Source organism: Streptosporangium fragile (genome assembly GCF_039534445.1).
GTDB lineage: Bacteria > Actinomycetota > Actinomycetes > Streptosporangiales > Streptosporangiaceae > Streptosporangium > Streptosporangium fragile.
Window position 1 is genome coordinate 91289 of record NZ_BAAAVI010000003.1, and the last position, 23726, is coordinate 115014.

Annotated in this window: 20 protein-coding genes; 11 read left to right on the top strand and 9 right to left on the bottom strand. The window is 71.5% G+C overall.

The features are described from left to right. The first annotated feature begins 3 nt into the window (after positions 1–3). Positions 4–528 carry an acetolactate synthase small subunit gene (gene ilvN, locus ABD841_RS03140; protein WP_344967626.1) on the top strand — a complete coding sequence of 175 codons (525 nt, stop codon included), beginning with the start codon at positions 4–6 and terminating at the stop codon, positions 526–528. Positions 529–567: 39 nt separating this feature from the next. Further along, entirely contained in the window at positions 568–1548 is a 981-nt protein-coding gene (gene ilvC / locus ABD841_RS03145) for a ketol-acid reductoisomerase (protein ID WP_344967851.1), read from the top strand. Positions 1549–1856: 308 nt separating this feature from the next. On the opposite strand, the gene ABD841_RS03150 is transcribed toward ilvC, so the two are convergent. Continuing rightward, positions 1857–2744 (bottom strand): CAP domain-containing protein, encoded by an 888-nt coding sequence (locus ABD841_RS03150; RefSeq protein WP_344967628.1) that lies wholly within the window; start codon positions 2742–2744, stop codon positions 1857–1859. A 468-nt stretch (positions 2745–3212) separates the two neighbouring features. Here ABD841_RS03150 and ABD841_RS03155 point away from each other — a divergent pair, with 468 nt between their 5' ends. Beyond that, on the top strand, positions 3213–4604 hold the full coding sequence (locus ABD841_RS03155) for an MFS transporter (protein ID WP_344967630.1): 1392 nt from the start codon (positions 3213–3215) through the stop codon (positions 4602–4604). Between the two features lie 91 nt (positions 4605–4695). Here the strand turns inward: ABD841_RS03155 and ABD841_RS03160 are convergent, their stop codons facing one another. Further along, complete coding sequence (locus ABD841_RS03160) at positions 4696–5241, bottom strand: FHA domain-containing protein (RefSeq protein ID WP_344967632.1); 546 nt, start codon at positions 5239–5241, stop codon at positions 4696–4698. A gap of 88 nt (positions 5242–5329) precedes the next feature. Here ABD841_RS03160 and ABD841_RS03165 point away from each other — a divergent pair, with 88 nt between their 5' ends. From ABD841_RS03165 to ABD841_RS03175, 3 genes are read left to right on the top strand one after another with little or no spacing between them, the layout of a single operon-like run. Further along, positions 5330–5857 (top strand): PadR family transcriptional regulator, encoded by a 528-nt coding sequence (locus tag ABD841_RS03165; protein ID WP_344967634.1) that lies wholly within the window; start codon positions 5330–5332, stop codon positions 5855–5857. Then, complete coding sequence (locus tag ABD841_RS03170; RefSeq protein ID WP_344967636.1) at positions 5854–6561, top strand: ABC transporter ATP-binding protein; 708 nt, start codon at positions 5854–5856, stop codon at positions 6559–6561. The genes ABD841_RS03165 and ABD841_RS03170 overlap by 4 nt, the downstream gene beginning before the upstream one ends. Next, a complete protein-coding gene (locus tag ABD841_RS03175; protein WP_344967638.1) occupies positions 6558–9239 on the top strand; it encodes an FtsX-like permease family protein in 2682 nt (893 codons plus the stop codon). Before ABD841_RS03170 ends, ABD841_RS03175 begins: the two co-directional genes overlap by 4 nt. 245 nt (positions 9240–9484) lie before the next feature. Here the strand turns inward: ABD841_RS03175 and ABD841_RS03180 are convergent, their stop codons facing one another. Continuing rightward, positions 9485–10357, bottom strand: a complete 873-nt coding sequence (locus tag ABD841_RS03180; protein ID WP_344967640.1) for a hypothetical protein — start codon at positions 10355–10357, stop codon at positions 9485–9487. 205 nt (positions 10358–10562) lie between these two features. Between ABD841_RS03180 and serA the strand changes: the two genes are divergently transcribed. Further along, complete coding sequence (serA, locus tag ABD841_RS03185; protein WP_344967642.1) at positions 10563–12152, top strand: phosphoglycerate dehydrogenase; 1590 nt, start codon at positions 10563–10565, stop codon at positions 12150–12152. Between the two features lie 601 nt (positions 12153–12753). On the opposite strand, the gene ABD841_RS03190 is transcribed toward serA, so the two are convergent. Continuing rightward, on the bottom strand, positions 12754–13362 hold the full coding sequence (locus ABD841_RS03190; RefSeq protein ID WP_344967644.1) for a C40 family peptidase: 609 nt from the start codon (positions 13360–13362) through the stop codon (positions 12754–12756). A gap of 396 nt (positions 13363–13758) precedes the next feature. On the opposite strand from ABD841_RS03190, the gene ABD841_RS03195 reads away from it, so the two are divergent. Beyond that, positions 13759–14805, top strand: a complete 1047-nt coding sequence (locus tag ABD841_RS03195; RefSeq protein WP_344967646.1) for a 3-isopropylmalate dehydrogenase — start codon at positions 13759–13761, stop codon at positions 14803–14805. Between the two features lie 195 nt (positions 14806–15000). After that, positions 15001–16095: a branched-chain amino acid aminotransferase gene (locus ABD841_RS03200; protein WP_344967648.1), complete on the top strand. Its 1095-nt coding sequence runs from the start codon at positions 15001–15003 to the stop codon at positions 16093–16095. 295 nt (positions 16096–16390) lie between these two features. On the opposite strand, the gene ABD841_RS03205 is transcribed toward ABD841_RS03200, so the two are convergent. Together ABD841_RS03205 and ABD841_RS03210 are read right to left on the bottom strand one after the other, a co-directional pair. Beyond that, complete coding sequence (locus tag ABD841_RS03205; RefSeq protein WP_344967650.1) at positions 16391–16978, bottom strand: Uma2 family endonuclease; 588 nt, start codon at positions 16976–16978, stop codon at positions 16391–16393. 103 nt (positions 16979–17081) lie between these two features. Beyond that, the gene (locus ABD841_RS03210) at positions 17082–17735 is read right to left on the bottom strand and encodes an O-methyltransferase (protein WP_344967652.1); all 654 of its coding nucleotides are present in this window, start codon (positions 17733–17735) and stop codon (positions 17082–17084) included. A 275-nt stretch (positions 17736–18010) separates the two neighbouring features. Between ABD841_RS03210 and cimA the strand changes: the two genes are divergently transcribed. Next, positions 18011–19588, top strand: a complete 1578-nt coding sequence (cimA, locus tag ABD841_RS03215) for a citramalate synthase (RefSeq protein ID WP_344967654.1) — start codon at positions 18011–18013, stop codon at positions 19586–19588. A gap of 28 nt (positions 19589–19616) precedes the next feature. Here the strand turns inward: cimA and ABD841_RS03220 are convergent, their stop codons facing one another. Further along, positions 19617–21311, bottom strand: a complete 1695-nt coding sequence (locus ABD841_RS03220; RefSeq protein WP_344967656.1) for a heparinase II/III family protein — start codon at positions 21309–21311, stop codon at positions 19617–19619. 264 nt (positions 21312–21575) lie between these two features. Next, positions 21576–22559, bottom strand: coding sequence for a helix-turn-helix domain-containing protein (locus tag ABD841_RS03225; protein WP_344967658.1), 984 nt, complete (start codon positions 22557–22559; stop codon positions 21576–21578). Positions 22560–22629: 70 nt separating this feature from the next. On the opposite strand from ABD841_RS03225, the gene ABD841_RS03230 reads away from it, so the two are divergent. Continuing rightward, the gene (locus tag ABD841_RS03230; protein ID WP_344967660.1) at positions 22630–23226 is read left to right on the top strand and encodes an HD domain-containing protein; all 597 of its coding nucleotides are present in this window, start codon (positions 22630–22632) and stop codon (positions 23224–23226) included. Positions 23227–23305: 79 nt separating this feature from the next. Here the strand turns inward: ABD841_RS03230 and ABD841_RS03235 are convergent, their stop codons facing one another. After that, positions 23306–23722: an antibiotic biosynthesis monooxygenase family protein gene (locus ABD841_RS03235; protein WP_344967662.1), complete on the bottom strand. Its 417-nt coding sequence runs from the start codon at positions 23720–23722 to the stop codon at positions 23306–23308. Positions 23723–23726: the final 4 nt, after the last annotated feature.

Genomic DNA, 23726 nt, shown 5'->3' on the forward strand with positions numbered 1-23726 from the left:
GCCATGAGCAGGCACACGCTCTCCGTGCTGGTGGAGAACAAGCCCGGCGTGCTGGCGCGCGTCGCGTCGCTCTTCAGCCGCCGGGGGTTCAACATCGACTCGCTGGCGGTCGGGCCGACCGAGCACGACGACATCTCGCGGATGACCATCGTGGTCAACGTCGAGGAGCTGCCCCTGGAGCAGGTCACCAAGCAGCTCAACAAGCTGGTCAACGTGCTGAAGATCGTGGAGCTCGACCCCGCCCAGTCGGTGCAGCGCGAGCTGACGCTGATCAAGGTGCGGGCCGACGCGGACAACCGTTCCAGCGTCCTGGAGCTGGTCAACCTGTTCCGGGCGCGCTGCGTCGACGTCGCCTCCGACGCGGTGACCATCGAGGTCACCGGCACGCCGGACAAGCTGCAGGCATTCATCAAGGTTCTGGAGCCGTTCGGCATCAAGGAACTCGTCCAGTCGGGCATGGTGGCCATCGGTCGCGGCGCCCGTTCCATCACCGACCGTTCTCTCCGGGCCCTGGACCGGACCGCGTAAGCGCACGAGAAACCCGAAAGGTTAAAGCAAGTGACTGAGATCTTCTACGACGACCAGGCCGACCTGTCGATCATCCAGGGCCGGCACGTGGCCGTCCTGGGGTACGGCAGCCAGGGCCACGCCCACGCGCTCTCGCTGCGTGACTCCGGGGTGGACGTCCGGGTCGGTCTGCCTGAGGGCTCCAAGAGCCGGGAGAAGGCCGAGGCGGACGGCCTGCGCGTGCTCACCCCCTCTGAGGCCGTCGAGGAGGCCGACCTCACCATGATCCTCGCGCCGGACCACCTCCAGCGCGACCTCTACGCCCAGCACGTGGCCCCGAACCTGGTCGAGGGCGACGCCCTCTTCTTCGGCCATGGCCTCAACATCCGCTACGGCCTCATCGAGGCTCCGGAGGGCGTGGACGTGGCCATGGTCGCCCCCAAGGGTCCCGGTCACCTCGTCCGCCGCCAGTACACCGCCGGCCGGGGCGTGCCGTGCCTCGTCGCCGTGGAGAAGGACGCCAGCGGCAACGCCCTGGCCCTGGCCCTGTCGTACGCCAAGGGCATCGGCGGCACCCGCGCCGGCGCGCTGAAGACGACCTTCAAGGAGGAGACCGAGACCGACCTGTTCGGCGAGCAGGCCGTGCTGTGCGGCGGCGTCTCCGAGCTGATCAAGGCCGGTTTCGAGACCCTGATCGAGGCGGGCTACCAGCCCGAGGTCGCCTACTTCGAGTGCCTGCACGAGATGAAGCTGATCGTCGACCTCATGTACGAGGGCGGCATCCACAAGATGTACTGGTCGGTCTCCGACACCGCCGAGTACGGCGGCTACTCCCGCGGTCCGCGCGTGGTGACGGAGGAGACCAAGAAGGAGATGCGGCGCATCCTCGCCGAGATCCAGTCGGGCGAGTTCGCCAAGGAGCTGGTGGAGGAGTTCGACAGCGGGCAGAAGAAGTTCACCGCCTACCGCGAGGAGCTCGCCCAGCACCCGATCGAGAAGACCGGCGCCAAGCTCCGCCCGATGATGAGCTGGCTCAAGTAGCGGCGCAGCGGGCCCGCCCCCGGTAGGCGGGCCCGCCCGTACGGCCCGCGCTTCCGCGACGCGTCGACGTCGAGGGGACGCGGGCCGTCCGTCTTCCGGCATCCCGGGCTCGACGACCCGGGAACCGTCGTTCGGCCCGGGGCCGCCACGGGCTACTACCCCGCGCGGTCCGGGGCCGCCACGGTCTGCCGCCGCGGCGGCCCTCCGCCGGAGCCGGGAGGGGCGTCACGTGCGCGAGGACGCCGTTCCCCCGGTCGGGCCCGTGCGGCGGCGACCCGCCCGCCACCGGACGGGTGCCGTCGCGGTGTCTAGTGCCGGGCGAAGTTCTGGGTCCAGTAGATGCCCCGGGCGCTGTTGGCCACGCCCACCCCGATGTGGGTGTAGGTGCAGTTCAGGATGTTGGCCCGGTGGCCGGAGCTGTTCATCCAGCCCTGCACCACCTCGGCGGGGGTGCGCTGGCCCATCGCGATGTTCTCCGCCCAGGCCCGCATCGGGCTGAACCCGGACGCCTTGATGCGGTCGGTCATGGTCCGGCCGTCCTGCGAGGTGTGGCTGAAGTAGTTCTTGGCCGCCATGTCGGCCGAGTGTCCCTGCGCCGCCGCGCGCAACTGCGGGTCGTGGACGAGCGCGCCGCAGCCGGCCTTCCGCCGCTCGGCGTTGGTCAGGCGCACCACCTCGTCCGCCGTGGAGGACCCCTGGGTTGGGCTGGGGCTCGCGGTGGGCGTGGCGGGCGCGGGCGTGGGGGTGGCCGTCGGCGTCGGCGCGGGAGTGCCGGTGGGGGAGCAGGAGATCCGGACCGGCCTGGAGCGGCTCGTGTTCCCCGTGTAGTCGGTGGCGACGGTGTAGTAGACGCCGGGGGTGCACCCCATTCGCGCGGTCACCCGCCCGTTGACGCCCCGCAGGGACGCGCTCTTGACGATCCGGTCGGTTCCCGGCACGGCGCGCAGGATGCGGACGCGGACCAGGGCGGTGTCGTCGCAGCCCAGCCGCGCGGCGGACGCCCGGATCCGCCCGTCGGCGACCCGGGGCTTCGCGGCGTACACGCGGCATGCCGCCTGCGGGGCCGCCTGCGGGGCTGTCTGCGGGGCCGCCTGCGGGGCCGCCTCTGGGGCCGCCACAGCCTGGGCCGTGGCGATGGACGTGCCGAGCGCCGTCAGGCTCCCGAGGCACAGCAGTACCCCTAGCGGTCTACGCATGTCGGTTCCTCCAGTTACTGGTGAGACGCTGGATGGACGACTCCGCATTCTGTCGGCGCCTTGACCTATTTGTCATCAAAATCTAGACATTCTTTACTTTTCGGGTAAACCAAAGTGATCGTTGAAGCGTCTGGGGCCGGCACTGTGTGATCTTGACCCGGGTGTGTTCCGGGCCGCCGATCTTCCCCCTTGTGACCTGCTGATTCGGGTGCCGTCTGCTCATTCCGGGTCCGGCTGTGCGTCGCCGGGGATCCTGTCGACGCGCGGTGCGGTGACGTCGAGGGTCCGTTCGGACCTGCTCGCCGGGGCGGGGGCGGGGATCGCGGTTCTCCGGCAAGGTCGTACGGCCTCTCCCGGCGCGCGGGGGCCTGGAGGCGCCGGGGCAAGGGCGCGGAAATATCCGCATTTTTCAGGGGTTATCGCTCCGCTGGGCCTACCGAGCGGTCACTTGCTGCGGTTGAATATGGCATGATCTCCCCGGCGCCACCCCCTGCCGTCGTCACCGTGCCGCGCGGCGTCCGCATCGGTTACGGTGTCGGCTCGATCTGCACCGCGACGTTCTCCACGGTCCCTGGGCTGCTGCTGTTGTTCTACATGACCAACGTGCTGGCCGTCCCCGCCTGGCTCGCCGGCGTCGTCGCCTTCCTGCCCAAGCTCTGGGACGTGATCATCAATCCCTGGGTGGGGCAGCGTTCCGACCGGACGGTCTCCCGGCTCGGCGCCCGCCGGCCGTGGATGCTCCTGGGCGCGCTCACCCTGCCGGTGACGTTCGCGCTCACCTTCGCCGGGCCGCCGCTCACCGGCGTGCCCGCCGCGCTGTACGTCGCCTTCTGCTACTTCCTCACCGCGACGGCCTACGCCTTCTACGAGGTGCCGTACAAGGCGATGCCGGCCGAGATGACCGACGACTACCACGAACGTTCCTCGCTCCTGCAGTGGAAGATGGTCTTCGTCGGCCTCGGGATCCTGCTCTCCGGCGCCGCCGCGCCGGCTGTCGCGGGCACCGAGGTCTCCGGCTACCGGCTCATGGGAATCCTCATCGGGGCCGTGCTGCTGGTGTCGATGCTCGCGTCCTTCTTCGGCACGGCCCGCGCGCCCATGGTCGCGCGGGCCGAGGCGGAGCCGTCGATCCGGGCCCAGTTCGCCGCCGCCCGCTCCAACCGGATGTTCCTGGTGCTGCTCGGCCTGAGCTGCGCCCAGATGCTCGCGGCCGGGATCATGCTGGCCGGAGCCCCGTACTACGCCACCTACGTCCTGGCCGAGCCCGGGGCCACCACCACGCTCTTCGTGTGCCTCGTCGGCCCTCTGCTGGTCACGATGCCGCTCTGGGTCTGGCTGTCCAAGCGCTACGACAAGCGCGGCGCGATGATCCTGTCGTCGGCGCTGTTCGCGGCGGGCGCCCTCGGGATGATCCTCTCCGGCCTCTTCGGGCCGGTGTACGCGCACGCGTGCGTGCTCGTGGTCGGCGTCGGTTACGCGGGACTCCAGTTGCTGCAGTTCTCCATGCTCTCCGACGTGATCGTCCATGACGCGCTGACCACCGGGAAGCGCCGGGCCGGCGTGTTCACCGGCCTGTGGACGGCGGCCGAGACCGTGGTGTTCGCGTTCGGCGCGCTCGTGTTCGGCTGGCTGCTCGGCGCCGCCGGGTTCGTCGAGTCCGACGCCGCCACGCCGGTCGCCCAGCCCGGCTCGGTGGTCACCGCGGTGCTGTACGGTGCGACGCTGCTGCCTGCGGTCGCGGTCGGCGTCGGCATCCTGCTCACCACGCGCTACACCCTGACGGCCGCGCAGCTCAGGGCGGGCGGAGCCGACGGCGCGGGGGACGCCGGGGCCGGAGACGGCCCGGCTCCGGGGCGGTGAGGACTCGCGCGGCCGGGACTCCGGGAGGGTCCGCGCGGCGGGGGCTCCGGGGAGGGTCCGCGCGGCGGGGGCTCCGGGGAGGGTCCGGACCTCAGAGCGGCTGGGGGGCGATCACCAGGAAACCGCAGTCGCCGAAGGAGATCACGTCACCGGGGCGGACTCTGGCCGGGCCGACCAGGCGCCAGTCGTTCAGCCGGGTGCCGTTCAGCGAGCCGAGATCGATCAGGGTCCAGCCGTCGTCGTCGCGGCGGAGCTCGGCATGCACCCGCGAGACGGTCAAGTCGGCGAGGACCAGGTCGCAGGCGGAGCCGCGGCCGACCACGTAGCGTGTCCGGCCGTCGCCGGGCAGCGCCAGCCTGGGCAGTCTGGGGCGCCGCCAGGCCGACTCGACGCGTTTGGTGAAGTCGGAGGCGGAGGCGACGACCTCGGTCACCAGCCGGCGGAGCCGGCCGCGTTGTGGCAGGTCGGCGACCAGGTTCTCGAGCTCGCCCCGGCTCTGCGCGCGCAACGCCATGTCGACGCGGCCGAGGAACGTCTCGTGCGACAGATGCCCTTCGACGGCACGGTCACGGAGCTCGCTGATCGCGCGATCACGGTCCCCGTCGGAGGCGCGGGACGGGGGATGCGTCGAGCTCATCTTCCGAGTATCGGCCCCAGCGGCGGAACCTGTCCAGAATACGCGGATCTCTTGCCATGGCTATACTGAGTATGCATACTCAGTATCCATGGCGATTCGGCAAGGCCTGCTCGCTCTGTTGAGCCAGGGGCCCCGTTACGGCTACCAGTTGCGCGCGGAGTTCGAGGCGTCGACAGGGGCGACCTGGCCGCTCAACATCGGCCAGGTCTACACGACCCTCTCCCGCATGGAGCGCGACGGCCTGGTGAGCCCCGGTGAGCAGGACGACCAGGGCCGGGTCGTCTACTCGATCACCGAGGCCGGTCGGGCCGAGATGGAGCGATGGTTCAGCACCCCCGTCGCCCAGTCCGACCGGCCCCGGGACGAGCTGGTCATCAAGCTGGCGATGGCCGTCGCCGCCGGTGCCGACGTCCGCCCGGTCATCCGGGCCCAGCGCACCGCCACCATGAGCGCGCTGCAACATCTCACCCGCGCCAAGCACGCGAACGTCCAGGGCGCGGCGCAGCGGCTGGTGCTCGACTCGATGATCTTCCAGGCCGAGGCCGAGCAGCGCTGGCTCGACCACTGCGAGGCCGTGCTCACGGCCTCCCCCCAGACTCAGGAGAGACAACGATGAGTTTCGACCCGGTCTTACGGCTCGCGGACGTCACCCGCGTGCACGGCGACGGGCAGCAGGCCGTGACGGCGCTCCGGGAGGTGAACCTGGACGTCGACCCCGGAGAGCTGGTCGCGGTGATGGGGCCGTCCGGGTCCGGCAAGTCCACCCTGCTCAACCTCGCGGGCGGGCTCGACCAGCCCACCTCGGGTTCCGTCGTCGTCGAGGGCACGCCCCTGTCGATCCTGTCGGCGGGCGCGCTCGCCGGGCTCCGCCGCCGCCGTGTCGGCTACGTGTTCCAGGACCTCAACCTCATCCCCTCCCTCACCGCCGTGGAGAACGTGATGCTCCCGCGCGAGCTGGACGGGGTCCGGGCGAAGCAGGCCCGTCGCGAGGCACTGGAGGTCCTCGCCGAGGTCGGGCTCGGCGAGGCCGCCGACCGCTTCCCCGACGAGATCTCCGGCGGCCAGCGCCAGCGGGTCGCCATCGCCCGCGCGCTGGCCGGGGAGCGACGGCTGATCCTGGCCGACGAGCCCACCGGCGCGCTCGACACCCCCACCGGCGACGAGATCCTCCAGCTCCTGCGCACCCGCTGCGACGCGGGAGCGGCGGTCCTCCTCGTCACCCACGAACCCCGCTACGCCGCCTGGGCCGACCGGGTGGTCTTCCTGCGCGACGGCGAGATCGCCGACTCCACGGCCGCCTCCCTGGAGAGCGCCCGATGAGCCGCACCTCCGGAGAACGCCCGGTGAGCGCCGAGTCGGAGCGGCGGACGGCCGGCGCCGGCCGTTCCCCGCTGGCCGCGTTCCGCGCCGCGCTGCGGATCTCCCGCCGGGGCATCGGGCGGGCCCGGGCGCGCAGCGCGCTCATCATGGTCATGATCGGCCTGCCGGTGCTGCTGGTCACGGTGCTGGCCACGTGGCGGGCCACCGACGACGTCGACTCCCGGGAGGGCCTGAACTGGCACATCGGCGCGGCCGACGCCCAGGTGCGGGCGGAGACGTCCGGCAGGCCGATATGGCAGAGCGTCGACGGCGCGATCCGGGGCATCGCCGACCCGGTGGACACGGACGGCGCGGCGACGTACGGGAAGCTGACGGAGCGGCAGGTCCGCGCCCTGTTCGAGCCGGGCGCCCGGATGGTCCCCGCGCACACCGGGTGGACCGGGTACCGGGTGGCGGGCTCCTACCGGGAGGCCGACCTGCGGGAGATCGACCTGCGCGACCCGATCACCACGGGCATGTACCGGCTGCTCTCCGGGCGCCTGCCGCGGACTCCCGGAGAGGTCGCGGTCAGCCCCGCACTCGGGCTGCGGGAGGGCACCGCCCTCCCGCTGACCAGGACCGGTGGCACCGCGACCGTGGTCGGCGTCGTCGAGCCCCAGCGCGCGCCCGGCCACCCGGAGATCGTGGCGCTCCCGGGAAGCGCGCTCGCCGACGGCAAGGGGGTCAGCACCGACTGGCTCGTCGACACCCCCGCCCCGGTCACCTGGGAACGGGTCCGCGAGATCAACCGGCACGGCGTCGTCGTCGTCTCCCGAGCGGTGATCAACGATCCCCCGCCGGAGGCCGATACCGGCGTGCCCATCCACGAAGAGTCCGGGAACATCGTCGGCGTGCTGGAGGGCGCCCTCGGCATGGCCGTCGTCGTGCTGGAGGTCGTGTTCCTGGCCGGGCCCGCCTTCGCCGTCGGCATCCGGCGCCGCCGCCGGGAGCTCGCGCTGGTCGCCGCGCAGGGCGGCTCCCCCCGCCACCTGCGCGCCGTCGTCCTCGCCGACGGGCTCACCCTCGGCCTCACCGCCTCCGTGCTCGGCGCCGGAGCCGGCGTCGGCGTCGCCGCGGCCGTCACGCCGTTCGTCCACCGGGGGCCGTTCGAGGTGCCCTTCGGCTGGGTGGCGCTCACCGTGCTCCTGGGGACGGCGAGCGCGCTGCTCGCGGCGGTCGTCCCCGCCGTCCAGGCGTCGCGGGCGGACACGGCGGCGGCGCTGGCCGCGCGCCGGGCCCCGGCCCGGGACCGCCGGGGCCTGCCGCTGCTGGGCCTGCTGCTGGCGCTGGGCGGGCTCGCCGTCATCGGCTACGACGTCGTGGCCGGGAGCGAGCGGTGGGATCCCACCTGGTCGTCGAGCCGGATCCGGCTGCTGGCGGGCGCGGTGCTCGGGCAGCTCGGGCTGGTCCTGCTGACGCCGTGGCTCGTCGGGGCCGCCGCGCGCCTGGCCGCCCGGTTGCCGCTGCCGTTCCGGATGGCCGCCCGGGACGCCGCGCGCAACCGGGGCCGTACGGCCCCCGCCGTGGCCGCGGTGCTCGCCGCGACCGCCGCCTTCGCCGCCCTGGGCGTGGTCACCTCCAGTCAGCTCGCGTACCACCGGGAGACCTACGTGCCCCGGTACATGACGGGCAGCACGGTCGTGGACGCCAGGGTCAACCCCGAGATGTGGCGCGAGATCAGGCGGACCGTCACCTCCCTGCTGCCGGGGGTACCGCTGATCGAGGTGGGGCAGATGCGGGAGGTCGGTTACCCGTTCGCCGAGCTCCGGCGCGAATCCGGGTGCGAGCACTGCGTACTGTCGTTCGGGTCGTTCGGCGAGATAGCGGTGGGCGGCACCGACCTGCTCCGGCACTTCCTGCGCGGTCCCGATCCCGACGCGGAGGCCGCCCTCGCGGCGGGCAAGGCGGTGGTGTTCGATCCGCGGCTGGCGCGCGACGGCACGCTCTCCCTCGAAGCCCGTGGTCCCGGCATGTCCGCCGTGGGTCCGGTGCCGGCCGTCGTCCGGCGCCCTCCGGGCGAGGTGCCGGTGCTCGCGATGCTCTCCGCCACCGCGGTGGCGAAGCTCGGCGCCACCGTCGACCAAGTCGCCCTCGTCGCCGACCCGGCCGTGCTCCGGGTGACGCCGGAGCAGGAGGAGCGGCTGGACGCCGCCGTACGCGCCGTCAGTCGCTCGGCCTCCGTCACGGTCGAGCGGGGTTTCCAGAGTGACAACACCGTGATGCTGCTCGTCCTCGCCCTCGGCGCCGCCGTGCTGGTGCTCGGCGGCACGTTCGCCGCGACCGGCCTGGCCGCGGCGGAAGCCCGCCCCGACCGGGCCACGCTGGCGGCGGTGGGCGCCACCGGCCGCGTCCAGCGGCTCCTCGTCGCGGGGCAGGCCGCGTTCATCGCCGGGCTGGGCGTGTCCGCGGGGACGCTCGCCGGGCTGGTCGTCGGCCTGGTGGCCGCCGTCGGCGAGCGGCTCCGCGGCCAGGACCTCGTCCGGCCGGCGAACGACCTGGTGGCCGCCCCCGCGCCACTCGTGGTCGACGTGCCGTGGCTCGCGCTGGCGGGCGTGCTGGCCGGGCTGCCGCTGCTGGCGGCGCTCCTGGCGGGGGTGTGCGTCCGGACGGGGGTGGTGCTCACCCGCCGGCTCGCCTGACCCGCCGCCCGCGGGCCCGTCTCCCCGGGAGGACACCGCGGGCCCGTCCCGTCGTATCCGGCGGGACGGGCCCGCGACGCCGACGGCGGCGGGAACCCGCGTGACACCGCGGTGGTCACCCCGCCACGTCCGGTGAGCGCGGACGAGTGCCTCCCGGTCGAGGCCGGCAGATCCCGTTGAGGACCCGAGGCCGGCCAGCCGGTGGGCCGGACCTCACCGGGAGGCACTCGTCCGCATCGTCGATGTCAGTCGGTGACGTCGGCGCAGACGACGTGGACGCCCATCTCGACCATCCGCCGCTCGGTGCGCGCGTCGACGACCCTGGCCATCAGGATGGGCGCCTCGCTGGCCGCGAGCTGCGGCAGGCGCGCGCGCACCCCGCGGTGGATGTCCCTGACCACGTCCTCGGCCGCCGACATGTGCACCTTGACATGCAGCATGATCCCCGGGGCCCCGGAGGAGGTCTTGGTGTCGGAGATCCACACGTGGTGGACGAGCGGGTAGTCGGCGAGCACCTGCGCGACCGCGGCCCGCAGCGCGGGCAGGATCGGGTGGGTGCACCGCTTGTAGCCCGGGTCGACCATCTGCATCGGGCCCGACAGGTGGGGGCGCGGTGCCGGGATCCACGGCTGGGCGGGAGCCGGGGGCGTGGGGGCCGACGGAGGTCTCACCGCCGCCGGACGCGAGACCGTGGCCATCGCCCCGGTCGCGTACGCCGTGGGGGCGGCGCTTGCCGTGGGCGAGGCGCTCGACAGCGCGGGCGTCGGACCGCTGCGTGTCGCGAGCAGGTATCGCTGGAGGTCCTCGATCGGCACGGCCGCCGCCGCGGGTCCAGCTGCGTCGATCACGATTTCCCGCACACCGGTGACGCGCTGGATGTCGAGGATGGTGTCGGCGTCGCAGGCCGACAGCGAGTGGCTGCCACGGTGCCGCGCGTAGGTGTCCGCGGATGTGTATCCGAGCAGGACACGGTCACCGGCCTGGGTCGTGCCGAGCACGACGGATCGGTCCGGCCGCACGGCTACCAGGAGTCCCCATTCGGCAAGTGCCGCCAGCAGCCGGTGCGGGCCGCCGTGCTGAGCGAGCACGTCGCGGAGAGCGGGGTTCCCGATGCTCATATGAGGAACAATAGGTAGTGGACCACGGCTTATCAGGGTAATCGTGAAGTTTTCCTGGGATCAATACCAACTTGAGTCCCGCATGCATGGGATGCCGCCGCCGCGGGTACCGTCTCGGATCGCGGGACACTCGTGAACGCGTTCACAAGCGCCGATAGACTACGTGAGGTCCGTGCACCCTCACCGTCTCAGAAGGATCCAGCCTGTGAACAAGCCCGTCGTACTGGTCGCTGAGGAACTCTCCGAGGCCGGTCTCGCGGTCCTGGGCGCGGACTTCGACGTCCGCCACACCGACGGGGCCGACCGCGCCCAGTTCCTGCCCGCGCTCGCCGACGTGGACGCGCTCATCGTGCGCAGCGCCACCCAGGTGGACGCCGAAGCGATCGCCCACGCTCCCAAGCTTCGTGTCGTCGCCCGTGCCGGTGTCGGCCTGGACAACGTCGACGTGGAGGCCGCCACCAAGGCCGGCGTCATGGTCGTCAACGCGCCGACCTCCAACATCACCAGCGCCGCCGAGCACACCGTCGCCCTGATCCTCGCCTCCGCCCGCAACGTCGCCCAGGCGCACTCCGCGCTCAAGGGCGGGGAGTGGAAGCGCTCGAAGTACACCGGCGTGGAGCTCGACGGGAAGGTCGTCGCCATCCTCGGCCTCGGCAGGATCGGCCAGCTCGTCGCCCAGCGCCTGCAGCCGTTCGGCGTCGAGCTCATCGCCTACGACCCGTACCTGCAGCCGGCCCGCGCCGCCCAGATGGGCGTCCGCCTGGTCTCGCTGGAGGAGGCCCTGCGCGAGGCCGACTTCATCACCGTGCACCTGCCCAAGTCCAAGGAGACCCTCGGCCTCATCGGTGACAAGGAGCTGCACGCGGTCAAGCCGAGCGTCCGGCTGATCAACGTCGCCCGCGGCGGCATCATCGACGAGGGCGCCCTCTACTCCGCGATCAAGGAGGGCCGCGTCGCCGGCGCCGGCATCGACGTGTTCCCGAAGGAGCCCGTCACCGACAGCCCGCTCTTCGAGCTGGACCAGGTCGTCGTCACCCCGCACCTGGGCGCCTCCACCCACGAGGCCCAGGAGAAGGCGGGCACGCAGGTCGCGCGCAGCGTGAAGCTCGCCCTCGCCGGGGAGTTCGTGCCGGACGCGGTCAACGTCCAGGGCGGCGCCGTCGCCGAGGACGTCAAGCCGGGCCTGCCGCTGGCCGAGAAGCTCGGCCGGGTGTTCACCGCTCTCGCGGGTGAGGTCGCCACCAAGCTCGACGTCGAGGTCCGCGGGGAGATCGCCTCCCAGGACGTCCGCGTGCTGGAGCTGGCCGCGCTCAAGGGCGTCTTCACCGACGTGGTCGAAGACTCCGTCACCTACGTCAACGCCCCGCTCCTGGCCAAGGACCGCGGCGTCTCGGTCGACCTGGTCACCAGCCCCGACAGCCCCGACTGGCGCAACGTCGTGACCGTCCGCGGCGTCCTGGCCGACGGCCGCACGGTCTCGGTCTCCGGCACCCTCTCCGGGCCGCGGCAGATCACGAAGATCGTCGAGGTCAACGGCTACCAGATGGAGATCGAGCCGACCGACCACCTGTCGTTCTTCACCTACGTCGACCGCCCCGGAATCGTCGGCGTGGTCGGCCGCATCCTCGGCGACCACGCCATCAACATCGCCTCGATGCAGGTGGCCCGCGACGTCAAGGGCGGCAAGGCCCTGATCGCGCTGACCGTCGACACCGCGATCCCGGCCGAGGTGGTCGACCAGATCGGTGCCGAGATCGGCGCCGACAGCGGCCGCTCGGTGGACCTGACCGACTAGGCCCCGTCCCACCTCGCTCCGCCGCGGCCGGCGTCCCGACTCCACGGGGCGCCGGCCGCGGCGCGTCTCAGCATTTGAGAAATGCGTACGCCGGATGAGACGGCATCCGGGAGGCGGGGTAACGTGGTGGGAGATGCGCCAGGCGCTCGCACTCCCCGCCTGCCGCGACGAGGCCCGACAGACCAGGCCGGCATCCCGCTCACACGCGGCGCCCGCCGGCCCCGCCGGTCCGCGACCCGGACCCGTGGCCTGCCGGCCCGCGCCGGACCCGCGACCTGGGTCCGGGTGAATCCCCTGCGCTCCCATGCCGTCGACACACCATCGAGACGAGAATCGTCATGTACGAGATGTATCCCTGGAACCGTAGCGAAGACGCCGAGAACGAGGCCGCCGAAGCGCTGCAGATCGCCCTCGACCGCCGCGACAACGGCGGCGCCCCCATTCGCTGACCTCGCGACCCGCGACCCGCGACCCGCGTGCCGCCGGGGCGGCCGGTGAGTTCCGGATGGCCCCGCGTGCCGCGCGGGCACGCCCGGGGCGGGAGCCGGTTCCGGGCGCGCCCGCGCGGCGTCCTGACGGGACCCGGCGGGTCGGAGGGGGTTTACCCGGACGTCCGGACCACGGTCGTCGCCGACCGGTCCGCTTCCTTCGCCTCCTTCGCTCGCTCGGCGGCGAGCTTGACGCCCTTGGGGTCGGGGCGCACGGCGCCGACGAAGGACTGGCGGCGCCAGGAGTTCAGTTTCTCCTCCTTGACCACGTCGCCGCTCCGCGGGGCGTGGACCATGTAACCGGGCTTGGTGATCATGCCCACGTGTCCGAGGCCGCTGAAGAAGACCAGGTCACCGGGCTTGAGATCGTCCCAGGAGATCTTCCTGTCGAAGGCCTGGTACTGGTCGGCGGCGACGCGGGGCAGGGTGATCCCGGCGGCGCCGTAGGCGCGGAGCATCAGGCCGGAGCAGTCGAAGCCGCCCTTGCCGGTGCCGCCCCACAGGTAGGGCGTGCCGCGCTGCGCCATGGCCCAGTCGACGGCCTTCCGCCAGGCGGGTTTGACGGTCCGGGCGGTTACTTTCGCGAGTGCCGGGCCGCTGAGGGTCGCGAGTGCCGGGCCGCTGAGGCTGACGGATTCGGAGAGGGGGGCCGGGGCGGGAGAGGCGGCCAGCACCGCGTTCGGGGTCGCGAGCACCGCGGCGCCGGCGACGATCATGGTCATGACACGGGGGTACATCTTGCCGGACAGGGTGATTCCTTCCATAGGGCCGGCCGGGTGAGCTGTCGGGCTCGGGCGTGGAGGCCGCCCTACGGCGCGTGCGAGCGCCGATTCGCCCCGAGGGAAACGGAGCGCCCGAGAGGGGGTCCGCGCTCCGCCGTGCGGAGCGGGTTCCCGGGCGCCCCGGTGGATCCCGGAAATGGGTCCCCGGCTCCGCGCAGGCCGAAGGGATGGGGGACGGCCCGTGCGGATTAGGCGTCGATGTGAGTGCCCAGGACCTTAACGAAGCGGTCAAAAGATCGCAAACAGGACAAAACGCCCGTTGTGCAATACGTGGACAAATTGTCCGAGGTGTGAGATGGGTGTTCGATTACCGAGACGGACCGGTAAGGTGCCTGCATGGATTCGCGCAACATTCGCCTGGCGGTCATCCCCGGTGACGGGATCGGCATCGAGGTCGTCACCGAGGGCTTGAAGGTTCTGGAAGCGGTCGGCACGAAGGTGGAGACCACCACGTACGACCTCGGCGCCAAGCGCTACCACGAGACCGGCGAGACCCTTCCCGACGCCGTCCTCGACGAGCTGCGCGGCTACGACGCGATCCTGCTCGGCGCGGTCGGCGACCCCAGCGTGCCCCCGGGCATCCTGGAGCGCGACCTGCTGCTCAAGCTCCGTTTCCAGCTCGACCACTACGTGAACCTCCGGCCGGTCAAGCTCTTCCCCGGCGTCGAGACGCCGCTCGGCAAGGCCCGTCCGGAAGACGTCGACATGATCGTGGTCCGCGAGGGCACCGAGGGACCGTACGCCGGCGCGGGCGGCGCCATGCGCCGCGGCACGCCGTACGAGATCGCCACCCAGGAGTCGTTCAACACCGCCTACGGTGTCGAGCGGGTCGTGCGCTACGCCTTCGACAAGGCGCTCGCCCGCCCCCGCAAGAAGCTGACGCTGGTCCACAAGACCAACGTCCTCACCTACGCCGGTGACCTGTGGGCCCGCACCTTCGACCGGGTCAGCCTGGAGTACCCCGACGTCCAGACCGACTACTGCCACGTCGACGCGGCCTCGATGTTCTTCGTCACCCAGCCCGAGCGCTTCGACGTGATCGTGACCGACAACCTCTTCGGTGACATCCTGACCGACATCGGCGCGGCGATCGCCGGTGGCATCGGCCTGGCGGCCAGCGGCAACGTCAACCCCGACCGCACCGCGCCGAGCATGTTCGAGCCGGTCCACGGGAGCGCCCCCGACATCGCGGGCCAGGGCAAGGCCGACCCGACCGCCACGATCCTCTCGGTCGCCATGCTCCTGGACCACCTGGGCCTGGCCGAGGAGTCCGCCCGGGTCGAGCAGGCCGTCGCCGACGACCTCGTCGAGCGGCAGACCGGCTGGACCGGCCGGACCACCCACGAGATCGGCGACGACATCACCGCCCGAGTAGCCGGCTGACAAGCCGCCTTCTCCACTGCTGACGCGCCCGGCGGCTCACCAGAGCTGCCGGGCGCGTCGTCGTTTCCCCGCACTTCCCGTACCGCCTAAACCCGGCACTGCCGGGTTTAGGTAGAGATGCAGTAGTTTCCCGTTACCCGGTCCATCGCAGAATGGACTCCAGGGCAGCCCGACACCAAGAGAAGGATCTCCGTCATGACCACCGCTCAGAAGCTCAGCTTCGACGTGCAGCTCTCCGACCACGCTCGCACCGCGGCCGAGCGCGAGCAGGTACTGGCGAATCCGGGATTCGGTCAGACCTTCACCGATCACATGATCTCGATCGACTACACCGAGGGGAGGGGCTGGCACGACGCCCGGCTCGTGCCGTACGGCCCGCTGAGCCTCGACCCGGCGACCTCGGTCTTCCACTACGCCCAGGAGCTCTTCGAGGGCCTGAAGGCCTACCGGCAGGAGGGCGGCGCCATCGCCGCCTTCCGGCCGTACGCCAACGCCGCCCGCTTCAACCGCTCCGCGGTGCGCATGGCCATGCCGGAACTGCCGGAGGAGACCTTCGTCGAGTCGCTCGACCTCCTCGTCCAGACCGACCGCGACTGGGTGCCCACCACCCCGGGCCACAGTCTCTACCTGCGACCCTTCATGATCGCCACGCAGCCGGCGCTGGGCGTGAACTACCCGTCCAGGAACTACAAGTACATGGTCATCGCCTCCCCGGCGGCGTCCTACTTCGGTGGCGCCAAGCCCGTCTCGGTCTGGCTCTCCACCGAGTACACCCGCGCGGCGCCCGGCGGCACCGGGTTCGCCAAGTGCGGCGGCAACTACGCGGCCACCTTCGTGGCCCAGCGCCAGGCCGTCGAGCAGGGCTGCGACCAGGTGGTCTGGCTGGACGCGGGCGAGCACCGCTACGTCGAGGAGATGGGCGGGATGAACCTGTTCTTCGTCTACGGCGACCGCCTGCTGACCCCGGCGCTCACCGGCACGCTCCTGCCCGGCATCACCCGCGACTCGATCCTCGCCCTCGCAGGGGACCTCGGCCTCACCGCCGAGGAAGGCCGCCTGTCGATCGAGGAGTGGCAGGAGGGCTGTGCGTCGGGTGAGCTCACCGAGGTCTTCGCCTGCGGCACCGCGGCGGTCGTCACCCCGGTCGGCTCGGTGAAGGGCGCCGACCGCGCCTGGACGATCGGCGACGGCACCCAGGGCCCCGTCACCACCCGGATCCGCGAGGAACTCGTCGGCATCCAGTACGGCTCCCGCCCGGACCGGTACGACTGGGTCCACAAGATCTGCTGATCACCCGATTCCACGCGGTTTCCCGGGGCGCGGTCTCCCGGGAGCCGCTGACCGCCGCGCGGGCCGGTGGAATCCACCGGTCTCCGCGCGGGCCGGCGGAGCCCGCCAGACCTTCGCGGGCCCGCAGGATCCGCCGACGCCCGCGTGGGGCCGTACGATCCGTCGGCCGCCGTGCGTGCTCACGTGACCTGCGGGCCCGCACGATTCGCCGACTCTCGTGCGGGCCGGGCGATCCGTCGGCTCCCACCGCGGAAGCCCGGCTTCCCACCCCACCGGGCTTCCGCAGTGCACAGTCCTACCCCTCGATCAACTTGCCGGTGTCGACGGTCAGGTTCCACGGCTCGGGTAGTTCGAGCGGTTTGCCGAACGCCTCGGTGGCCTCTTCGGCGTACCCTTCCGGGCCCGGTCGGCTGAGCAGCCTGAACCGGTTGGCGAAGGCGTCGAGCACCAGGTAGAGGGGGACGCCCGCGAGCGCGCACGCCTGCGGTTTGATGACGTGGTCGTCGCGGATGCTGCTGGGGGAGACGACCTCGGCGACCAGCAACGTCGCGTCCGCGTGCACGTGGCTGGGATCCCAGAGCGGAGGGTTCGAGGGGACGACGACGAGGTCGGGCTCGTAGCGGTCCGCCTGCGCCTGAAGGAAGATCTTGGCCTGTGGATAGACGCGCCATCCCTTCTCCATGGCGAACGGCATGAGCTGGGACATGAGTTGGTACACGACGTCGGCATGAGCGATCGTGGCCATTTCCCTCACCACGATCCGGCCGCTGATGATCTCGATCCGATGGTTCTCGAACCGGTCGATGAGCTCCAGGTACAGCCGTTCGAGATCCGCCTCATCGGTGATCTGGTGGGTGATCGGTCTCTCCATGAGCAGCCCCATAGGGGCATCCTTCCCTCCGTGCGGGTGGGCGCAACGTGTTCGACACATCGCTGAAAGTAATCGCAAAGGCGTGCGCCCGCCTCGGGTTCCGGGAAACTTCTCGTCAGTGCTTTCGAATCATGGTGAGGCCGTCGGCGATGGGAAGCATGATCGAGGTGACCCGGTCGTCCGCGCTGACCATGTCGTTGAACTCGCGGATGTGCCTGACGGTGTCGTCGTCCCGGGTGGGGTCGGCGACGTGGCCGCTCCACAGGGTGTTGTCGACGAGGATCAGCCCGCCCGGGACCAGGCGTGACATGAGGATCTCGTAGTAGACCGGGTAGTTGACCTTGTCGGCGTCGATGAACGCCAGGTCCACGGCCGGTTCCTCGGGCAGTTCCCGCAGCCGCTCGGCCGCCGGGCCGATCCGCAGCTCGACGCGGTCGGCGACGTGCGCCTTCTCCCAGTAGCGCCGGGCGACCGCCGTCCACTCCTCGCTCACGTCGAAGCACGTCAGCCTGCCGCCCGGGGCGAGCCCGCGGGCGAGGCAGATGGAGGAGTAGCCGGTGAAGGTGCCCACCTCCACCGCGTTCACGGCCCGGTGGATCTGGGTGATCATGGTGAGGAAGCGCCCCTGGTCGGGGGATATCTGCATGCCCGCGCTGCCGCCGGTCAGCTCGCGGGTCTCGACGGCCAGCGCGTCGAGCACGTCGCCGGGCAGGGTCGTGTGCGCAAGCAGGTACTGCCCGACCGTCGGGTCGAGGTAAGTCGCTTTCATGCGGCCATTCTTCCCGGTGGGCGGCGGGGTAAGAGGGGAGACCGGGGTGTGTCGGCACGCGCGCCGTCCCGGATCGTGAGATCGATGTGTCAGACGGTGGCGACGTATGGCAGACTGCTTGGCATCATGTTCTACGGTCTGCTCATTATCGGCAGGCGCGCTGGCTGAAAAAGGACAACGCCAGCGCGCAGACCTCTCACGTCCGTGAGGGGTTTTTTTGTTTTCCGAGGCCGGAGAGCGCGCGGCGACCATACGAACCCGCGAAGGAGATTGACATGGCCGACGACCGCTTCCACGTGTACGACACGACACTCCGTGACGGTGCCCAGCAGGAAGGGCTCAACCTCACGGTGGCCGACAAGCTGGCCATCGCGCGTCACCTGGACAGCCTGGGTGTCGGCTTCATCGAAGGCGGTTGGCCCGGCGCCAACCCCAAGGACACCGAGTTCTTCAGGCGCGCTCGAACAGAGCTCGACCTGAGGCACGCGCAGCTCGCCGCGTTCGGCGCGACCCGCCGGGCAGGGGTGAAGGCGGCCGACGACCCGTTGGTGGCCGCGCTGCGCGAATCCGGCGCGCCGGTCGTGACCCTTGTCGCCAAGAGTCACGACCGGCACGTGGAGCTGGCCCTCCGCACGAGTCTCCAGGAGAACCTCGCGATGATCCGCGACACGGTCTCTCACCTTCGTGCGGAGGGGCAGCGAGTCTTCCTCGACGCCGAGCACTTCTTCGACGGGTACAAGTCCAATCCAGCCTACGCGCTGGAGGTCGTGCGCACCGCCGCCGAGGCCGGGGCGTCGGTCATCGCCCTGTGCGACACCAACGGCGGGATGCTCCCCGACGAGCTGGCCGAGGTGGTCCAGGCCGCCGCCGGGACGTCCGCCAGGATCGGCATCCACTGCCACGACGACACCGGCTGCGCGGTGGCCAACACCCTGGCGGCGGTCAAGGCCGGCGCCACCCACGTGCAGGGCTGCGCCAACGGCTACGGCGAGCGCTCCGGCAACGCCAACCTGTTCACGGTCGTGGCCAACCTCCAGCTCAAGCGGGGGTTCGACCTCGTCCCACGCGAGGCGCTGGCCGAGATGACCAGGATCGCCCACGCGATCACCGAGGTCACCAACGTCACCCCGAACTCCCACGCCCCCTACGTGGGCGTCTCCGCCTTCGCGCACAAGGCCGGGCTGCACGCCAGCGCCATCAAGGTCGACCCCAACCTCTACCAGCACATCGACCCCGCCGAGGTGGGCAACGACATGCGCATGCTCGTCTCCGACATGGCGGGCCGCGCCTCGGTCGAGCTCAAGGGCCGCGAGCTGGGCTACGACCTGTCCGCAGACACCTCGCGCGAGCTGGTCAACCGGGTCAAGGACCTGGAGTCCAAGGGCTACACCTTCGAGGCCGCCGACGCCTCCTTCGAGCTGCTGCTGCGCGACACCGTCGCCGGCGAGCGCAGGCGCCACTTCCAGGTCGAGTCGTGGCGGGTCATCGTCGAGCGGACCCGCGGCGGCGAGCTGGTCAGCGAGGCCACCGTCAAGCTGTACGCCAAGGGCGAGCGGATCGTCGCCACCGGCGAGGGCAACGGCCCGGTCAACGCCCTGGACCGGGCCGTGCGGATGGGCCTGGAGCGGCTCTACCCGGAGCTGGCGGAGGTCGAGCTGATCGACTTCAAGGTGCGCATCCTGGAGGGCACGCACGGCACCGACGCGGTCACGCGGGTGCTCATCACCTCCAGCGACGCGGCCGGCGAGTGGTCCACCGTCGGCGTCGACGAGAACATCATCGAGGCCTCCTGGCAGGCCCTGGAGCAGGCCGTGACGTACGGCCTGCTGCGCGCGGGCCACGTCGCGGAGTGACGCGGCCCGCAGGGAAGCCCGGCACGGGTCAGGAGAGGTTCGCCCCGCTGACCCGGAAGCTCACCGGACCCCCGGACGTCTCCAGCGTGACCTTGCCGCCGGAGCAGGAGACCGACGGCTTGTCGGTGCCGGGCACCAGCACGGTCAGCACCGGGCCCGCGACGGCGGGCGAGACGACCGCCGGAGCGGGCTGCTTCTGCATGTAGGCGGCGGAGACCCAGCCCTGGTACGGGTTCGTCCGGCCGCGGACCACCTTCAGGGCGCCGACCGGCTCGCAGGAGGGCATCGAGACCTGGACCAGCGTCGCCTTCCAGCCCGTCTTGTCCTTGACCACGACCCGGCCGCCGCCGTTCGACACGGCCGACAGGTCCCGGGCGAAGTGCCAGACGGTGCTGACCTTCGAGCCCTTGGGGACCGTGTCGAGCACGGCCATCACGTCCTCGCCGTGGTTGACCAGGACCGAGCGGGTTCTCGGCACGCCGTAGGCCCGGTCGGTCAGCCGGTAGCTCTGCCGGTCCGCGCCGATCGACGACCTGCTCAGCGCGGTGGCCGTCTTGGGGCGGAACCGGGCGCCGACCACCTGCGGGGTGTTGTGCGCCTGCGGCGACATGGTCCAGTCGCGGTAGGCGCCGTTCTCGTACGAGTGGAACCCGACGTCGACCAGGACGTCCCGGCCCTGCGCGTAGTAGGTCACGCCGAGGTGGTCCTCGTGGCCGTGGTACTTCATGCCGGGGCCGAAGCGGATGGAGTAGAAGGCCGACTCGGGCTTGTCCCAGGCGGTGCGCCCGTAGACGTAGCCGGCGCCGAACACCCGTACCTTCTGCTTCGGGTGGGCGTAGCCGACCGGCCGCACGTCCGCGCCGCCGTCGCCGATCGGGACCATGAACCCGTCGGGCTGGGTCGAGTGCGCGATGAAGTCCTCCATGGACTCCCACCGCTTGGAGATCTCCCCGGGTACCTTCCGGCCGCAGGACTCGATATTGGCCATGGCGACCTTCAGCCGCTCGTAGACGTAGACCGCGTAACGCGGGGCCTGCTCGCGCAGCGCGCCCTGGGAGTCGACGTCGAGCTTCACGGTCTCGGTGAGCCGCCTGATCGCGAGACTGGACCACTGGTCGCGTCCGTAGCGGCAGCCGATGCCGAGCAGCGCGATGTCCTGGTCGATGCCGTGGTTGTGGCCCTTCTCGTACAGCTTCGGGTCGGACAGCATCTTGGCGTGCTCGGCCAGGCTGGTGGTCAGCCACCGCTCGCCGACGTGCTTGCTGAGGCAGACCAGCGCGGGGGCGCGCAGCGCGATCGGGTGTTCCTGCCAGGCGTAGGGGCTGGTCCCGGCGCCGCCCCGGGGGTTGTCGGCCACCCAGTCCTTGGCGATCTCGGTCGCCCTCGCCAGGTAGGTCTTGTCGCCGTTGGTCTCGTAGTCGGCGACCAGGCGGCCCATCCAGCGCAGCGAGTGGAAGACCATGCTCCAGGAACGGTTGCGGTACGGGTCGGTGCGCCAGTTGACGTCCTTGCCGACCTTCACCGGGGGCAGGTCCAGGAAGTCGAGCTGGCCGTTCATGATGTCCGAGGAGGTCGGGGTGGCCGGGAGCCAGTCGCCCTGGCATTCCGCGGTCCGCCTGGCCTCCCTGCCCGCCGCCTTCCCGGCCTCCGCCGTGCCGACCGTCGCGCCGCAGGTCACGAGGAGGATGAACGAGACGATGAGTGCTTGTGTGCGGCGGCGCACGCCAATTCCTTCCAGGCCGAACGAAGAGGGCTGATCATGCTGACCGAATCCGACCAAACCGGTCAAGCCACGGGAGGCTCTTCCGGCACATCGTTAGCAACTAGATGCGGGCCGGAGGTTTACGCGACATTCGCCCCGCTCGGCCGGTGCGTGCCCGCCCCCGAGGCATCGCTCACGCCGGCCGTGTCGCGGTTCCGCGCGCCGGTCGCGGCGTACGATCGCGCCGGCCGTGTCGTGGTTCCGCGCGCCGGTCGCGGCGTACGTTCACACCGTCCGTGAAACGTCCGCCTCGGGTGCGGTGCCGAAGGTCTCCCGGTAGGCGGTCGGTGAGACCCCGACCTGGCGCCGGAAGTGCGGGCGCAGCGCCACCGCCGAGGCGAACCCCACGCTGCGGGCCACCCGCTCCACGGGCTCCCGGGTCGTCTCCAGCAGCCGCTGGGCCTGCAGCACCCGCTGGTGGAGCAGCCACTGGGCGGGGGTGGTCCCGGTGGCCCGGCGGAAGCGCCGGTCGAAGGTGCGGCGGCTCATCATGGCGTGGGCGGACAGCATGTCGACGGTCAGCTCCCGGTCCAGGTGCCGCAGGGCCCAGTCGAGGGTCTCGCCGAGCGGGTCACCCGTGGACGGCGGCGGGACGGGGTGGTCGACGTACTGCGCCTGGCCGCCGGCCCGGTGCGGCGGCACCACGAGGCTCCTGGCGATCTCGTTGGCCATGCGCGGGCCGTACGTCCGGCGGACCAGGTGCAGGCACAGGTCGATGCCGCCCGCGCTTCCCGCGGAGGTGAGGACGTCGCCTTCGTCGACGTAGAGGACGTCGGGCTGGACCTCGACGGCCGGGTGCATCGAGGCGAGCAGGGGGGCGTACCGCCAGTGGGTCGTGGCCCTGCGCCCGTCCAGCAGCCCGGAGGCGGCCAGCACGAACGTACCGAGGCAGAGCCCGACCACGGTCGCCCCGCGGCGGTGGGCGCGGCGCAGGGCCTCCAGCGCCTCCTCGGCGGGCGGCGGACCGCCGGACGGGCGTCGCCAGGTCGGCACGACGACCAGTTCGGCGTCGTCCACGGCGTCCAGGCCGTGCGGCGCGGCGAGCGTGATCCCGATGTCCGTGCGGACCGGACCGCCCTCGGCGGCCACCGCGCGGACGTCGAACTCCGGCAGTCCGGACCGTCGCTCCCCGAAGACCGCGATCGGCACCGACGCCTCGAACAGCGGGATCTCGTCGAACAGCAGAACCGCTACCTTCGTGAAGCTCATGGCGGGATCCTATCGATCGATGTCTTCCCGGCCACTCGCGGACGCCGCCGTGTCAGGACAGGCTGGACGCATGAGACTCGCCGACATCGTGATCCCCGACACCCCGGCCGCCCGCGGCGCGCTGGAAGTGGCCACCGCCTACTGCTCGCCCGCCCTGCTCAACCACTCCGTACGGGCCTACCTGTGGGCGGCGGCCTACGGCGCGATGAACGGCGTCGCCTTCGACGCCGAACTGCTGTACGTCGCGGCGATGATGCACGACATCGGCCTGGTCAAGGAGTTCGACAGCCACACGGTGCCGTTCGAGGAGGCCGGCGGGCACGTCGCGTGGGTGTTCGCCGCCGGGGCCGGCTGGCCGGTCGAGCGCCGCGTGCGCGCGTCCGAGGTGGTTGTCCGCCACATGTGGGACGAGGTGGACGTCGAGCAGGACCCGGAGGGGCACCTGCTCGAACTCTCCACCGGGCTGGACATCTCCGGTCGGCGGCCGGAGGACTGGCCGGCCGGACTCCGCGCCGAGGTGCTGGACCGCTACCCCCGGCTGGGGCTCGGCCCGGAGTTCACCGCGTGCTTCAGGGACCAGGCCGAGCGCAAGCCCGGCAGCCTGGCCGGCCGTTTCGTCCGCGCCGGCGTGGCCGAGCGCATCGCCGCCAACCCGCTGGACCGCTGACGGTCCTCGCGGGTCGCGGCGGATCCTCCCGGCGCGCCGAGGACCTCCCGGGCCGGCGGCCGGAGTCTCGGGCCGGGGGTCAGGACTCCTGTTTGGGACCGGCGCTCTGGACGACCTCGAACGACCACAGCTCGGCGCCGCTGGCCGCCGGTCCCTGTCCCTGTCCCTGTCCCTGTCCCTGGCCGTGGCCGTGGCCGTGGCCCTGGGCCGGTCCCTGGCCCGCCGTGGCCTGGGCGTGACCGTGGCCCTGCGCGCCGGCCTGGGCGTGGCCCCGCTGGAACGCCTGGCTCTCGGTCCAGCGGGTGAAGTCCTCCTCGGAGCGCCAGCGCGTGTAGACCAGGTACCGGTCGGTGCCGTCGACCGGGCGGAGCAGCTCGAACCACTCGAACCCGTCGGCGGACTCCACGACCCCGGCCCGGCCGGAGAAGCGGCGTTCCAGCTCCTCACGCATCTCCGGGGACACCGTCAGGACGTTTATCTTCACAACCGAAGGCACATCT

Coding starts and splice junctions, on each gene's coding strand:
- ABD841_RS03190 (WP_344967644.1), bottom strand. CDS start 13,362: ATGACCATGATCGTCGCCGGCGCCGCGGTGCTCGCGACCCCGAACGCG.
- ABD841_RS03205 (WP_344967650.1), bottom strand. CDS start 16,978: ATGGGGCTGCTCATGGAGAGACCGATCACCCACCAGATCACCGATGAG.
- ABD841_RS03165 (WP_344967634.1), top strand. CDS start 5,330: ATGGCGATTCGGCAAGGCCTGCTCGCTCTGTTGAGCCAGGGGCCCCGT.
- cimA (WP_344967654.1), top strand. CDS start 18,011: ATGGCCGACGACCGCTTCCACGTGTACGACACGACACTCCGTGACGGT.
- ABD841_RS03200 (WP_344967648.1), top strand. CDS start 15,001: ATGACCACCGCTCAGAAGCTCAGCTTCGACGTGCAGCTCTCCGACCAC.
- ABD841_RS03210 (WP_344967652.1), bottom strand. CDS start 17,735: ATGAAAGCGACTTACCTCGACCCGACGGTCGGGCAGTACCTGCTTGCG.
- ilvN (WP_344967626.1), top strand. CDS start 4: ATGAGCAGGCACACGCTCTCCGTGCTGGTGGAGAACAAGCCCGGCGTG.
- ABD841_RS03195 (WP_344967646.1), top strand. CDS start 13,759: ATGGATTCGCGCAACATTCGCCTGGCGGTCATCCCCGGTGACGGGATC.
- ABD841_RS03230 (WP_344967660.1), top strand. CDS start 22,630: ATGAGACTCGCCGACATCGTGATCCCCGACACCCCGGCCGCCCGCGGC.
- ABD841_RS03225 (WP_344967658.1), bottom strand. CDS start 22,559: ATGAGCTTCACGAAGGTAGCGGTTCTGCTGTTCGACGAGATCCCGCTG.
- ABD841_RS03155 (WP_344967630.1), top strand. CDS start 3,213: ATGATCTCCCCGGCGCCACCCCCTGCCGTCGTCACCGTGCCGCGCGGC.
- ABD841_RS03150 (WP_344967628.1), bottom strand. CDS start 2,744: ATGCGTAGACCGCTAGGGGTACTGCTGTGCCTCGGGAGCCTGACGGCG.
- ABD841_RS03180 (WP_344967640.1), bottom strand. CDS start 10,357: ATGAGCATCGGGAACCCCGCTCTCCGCGACGTGCTCGCTCAGCACGGC.
- ABD841_RS03175 (WP_344967638.1), top strand. CDS start 6,558: ATGAGCCGCACCTCCGGAGAACGCCCGGTGAGCGCCGAGTCGGAGCGG.
- ABD841_RS03170 (WP_344967636.1), top strand. CDS start 5,854: ATGAGTTTCGACCCGGTCTTACGGCTCGCGGACGTCACCCGCGTGCAC.
- ABD841_RS03160 (WP_344967632.1), bottom strand. CDS start 5,241: ATGAGCTCGACGCATCCCCCGTCCCGCGCCTCCGACGGGGACCGTGAT.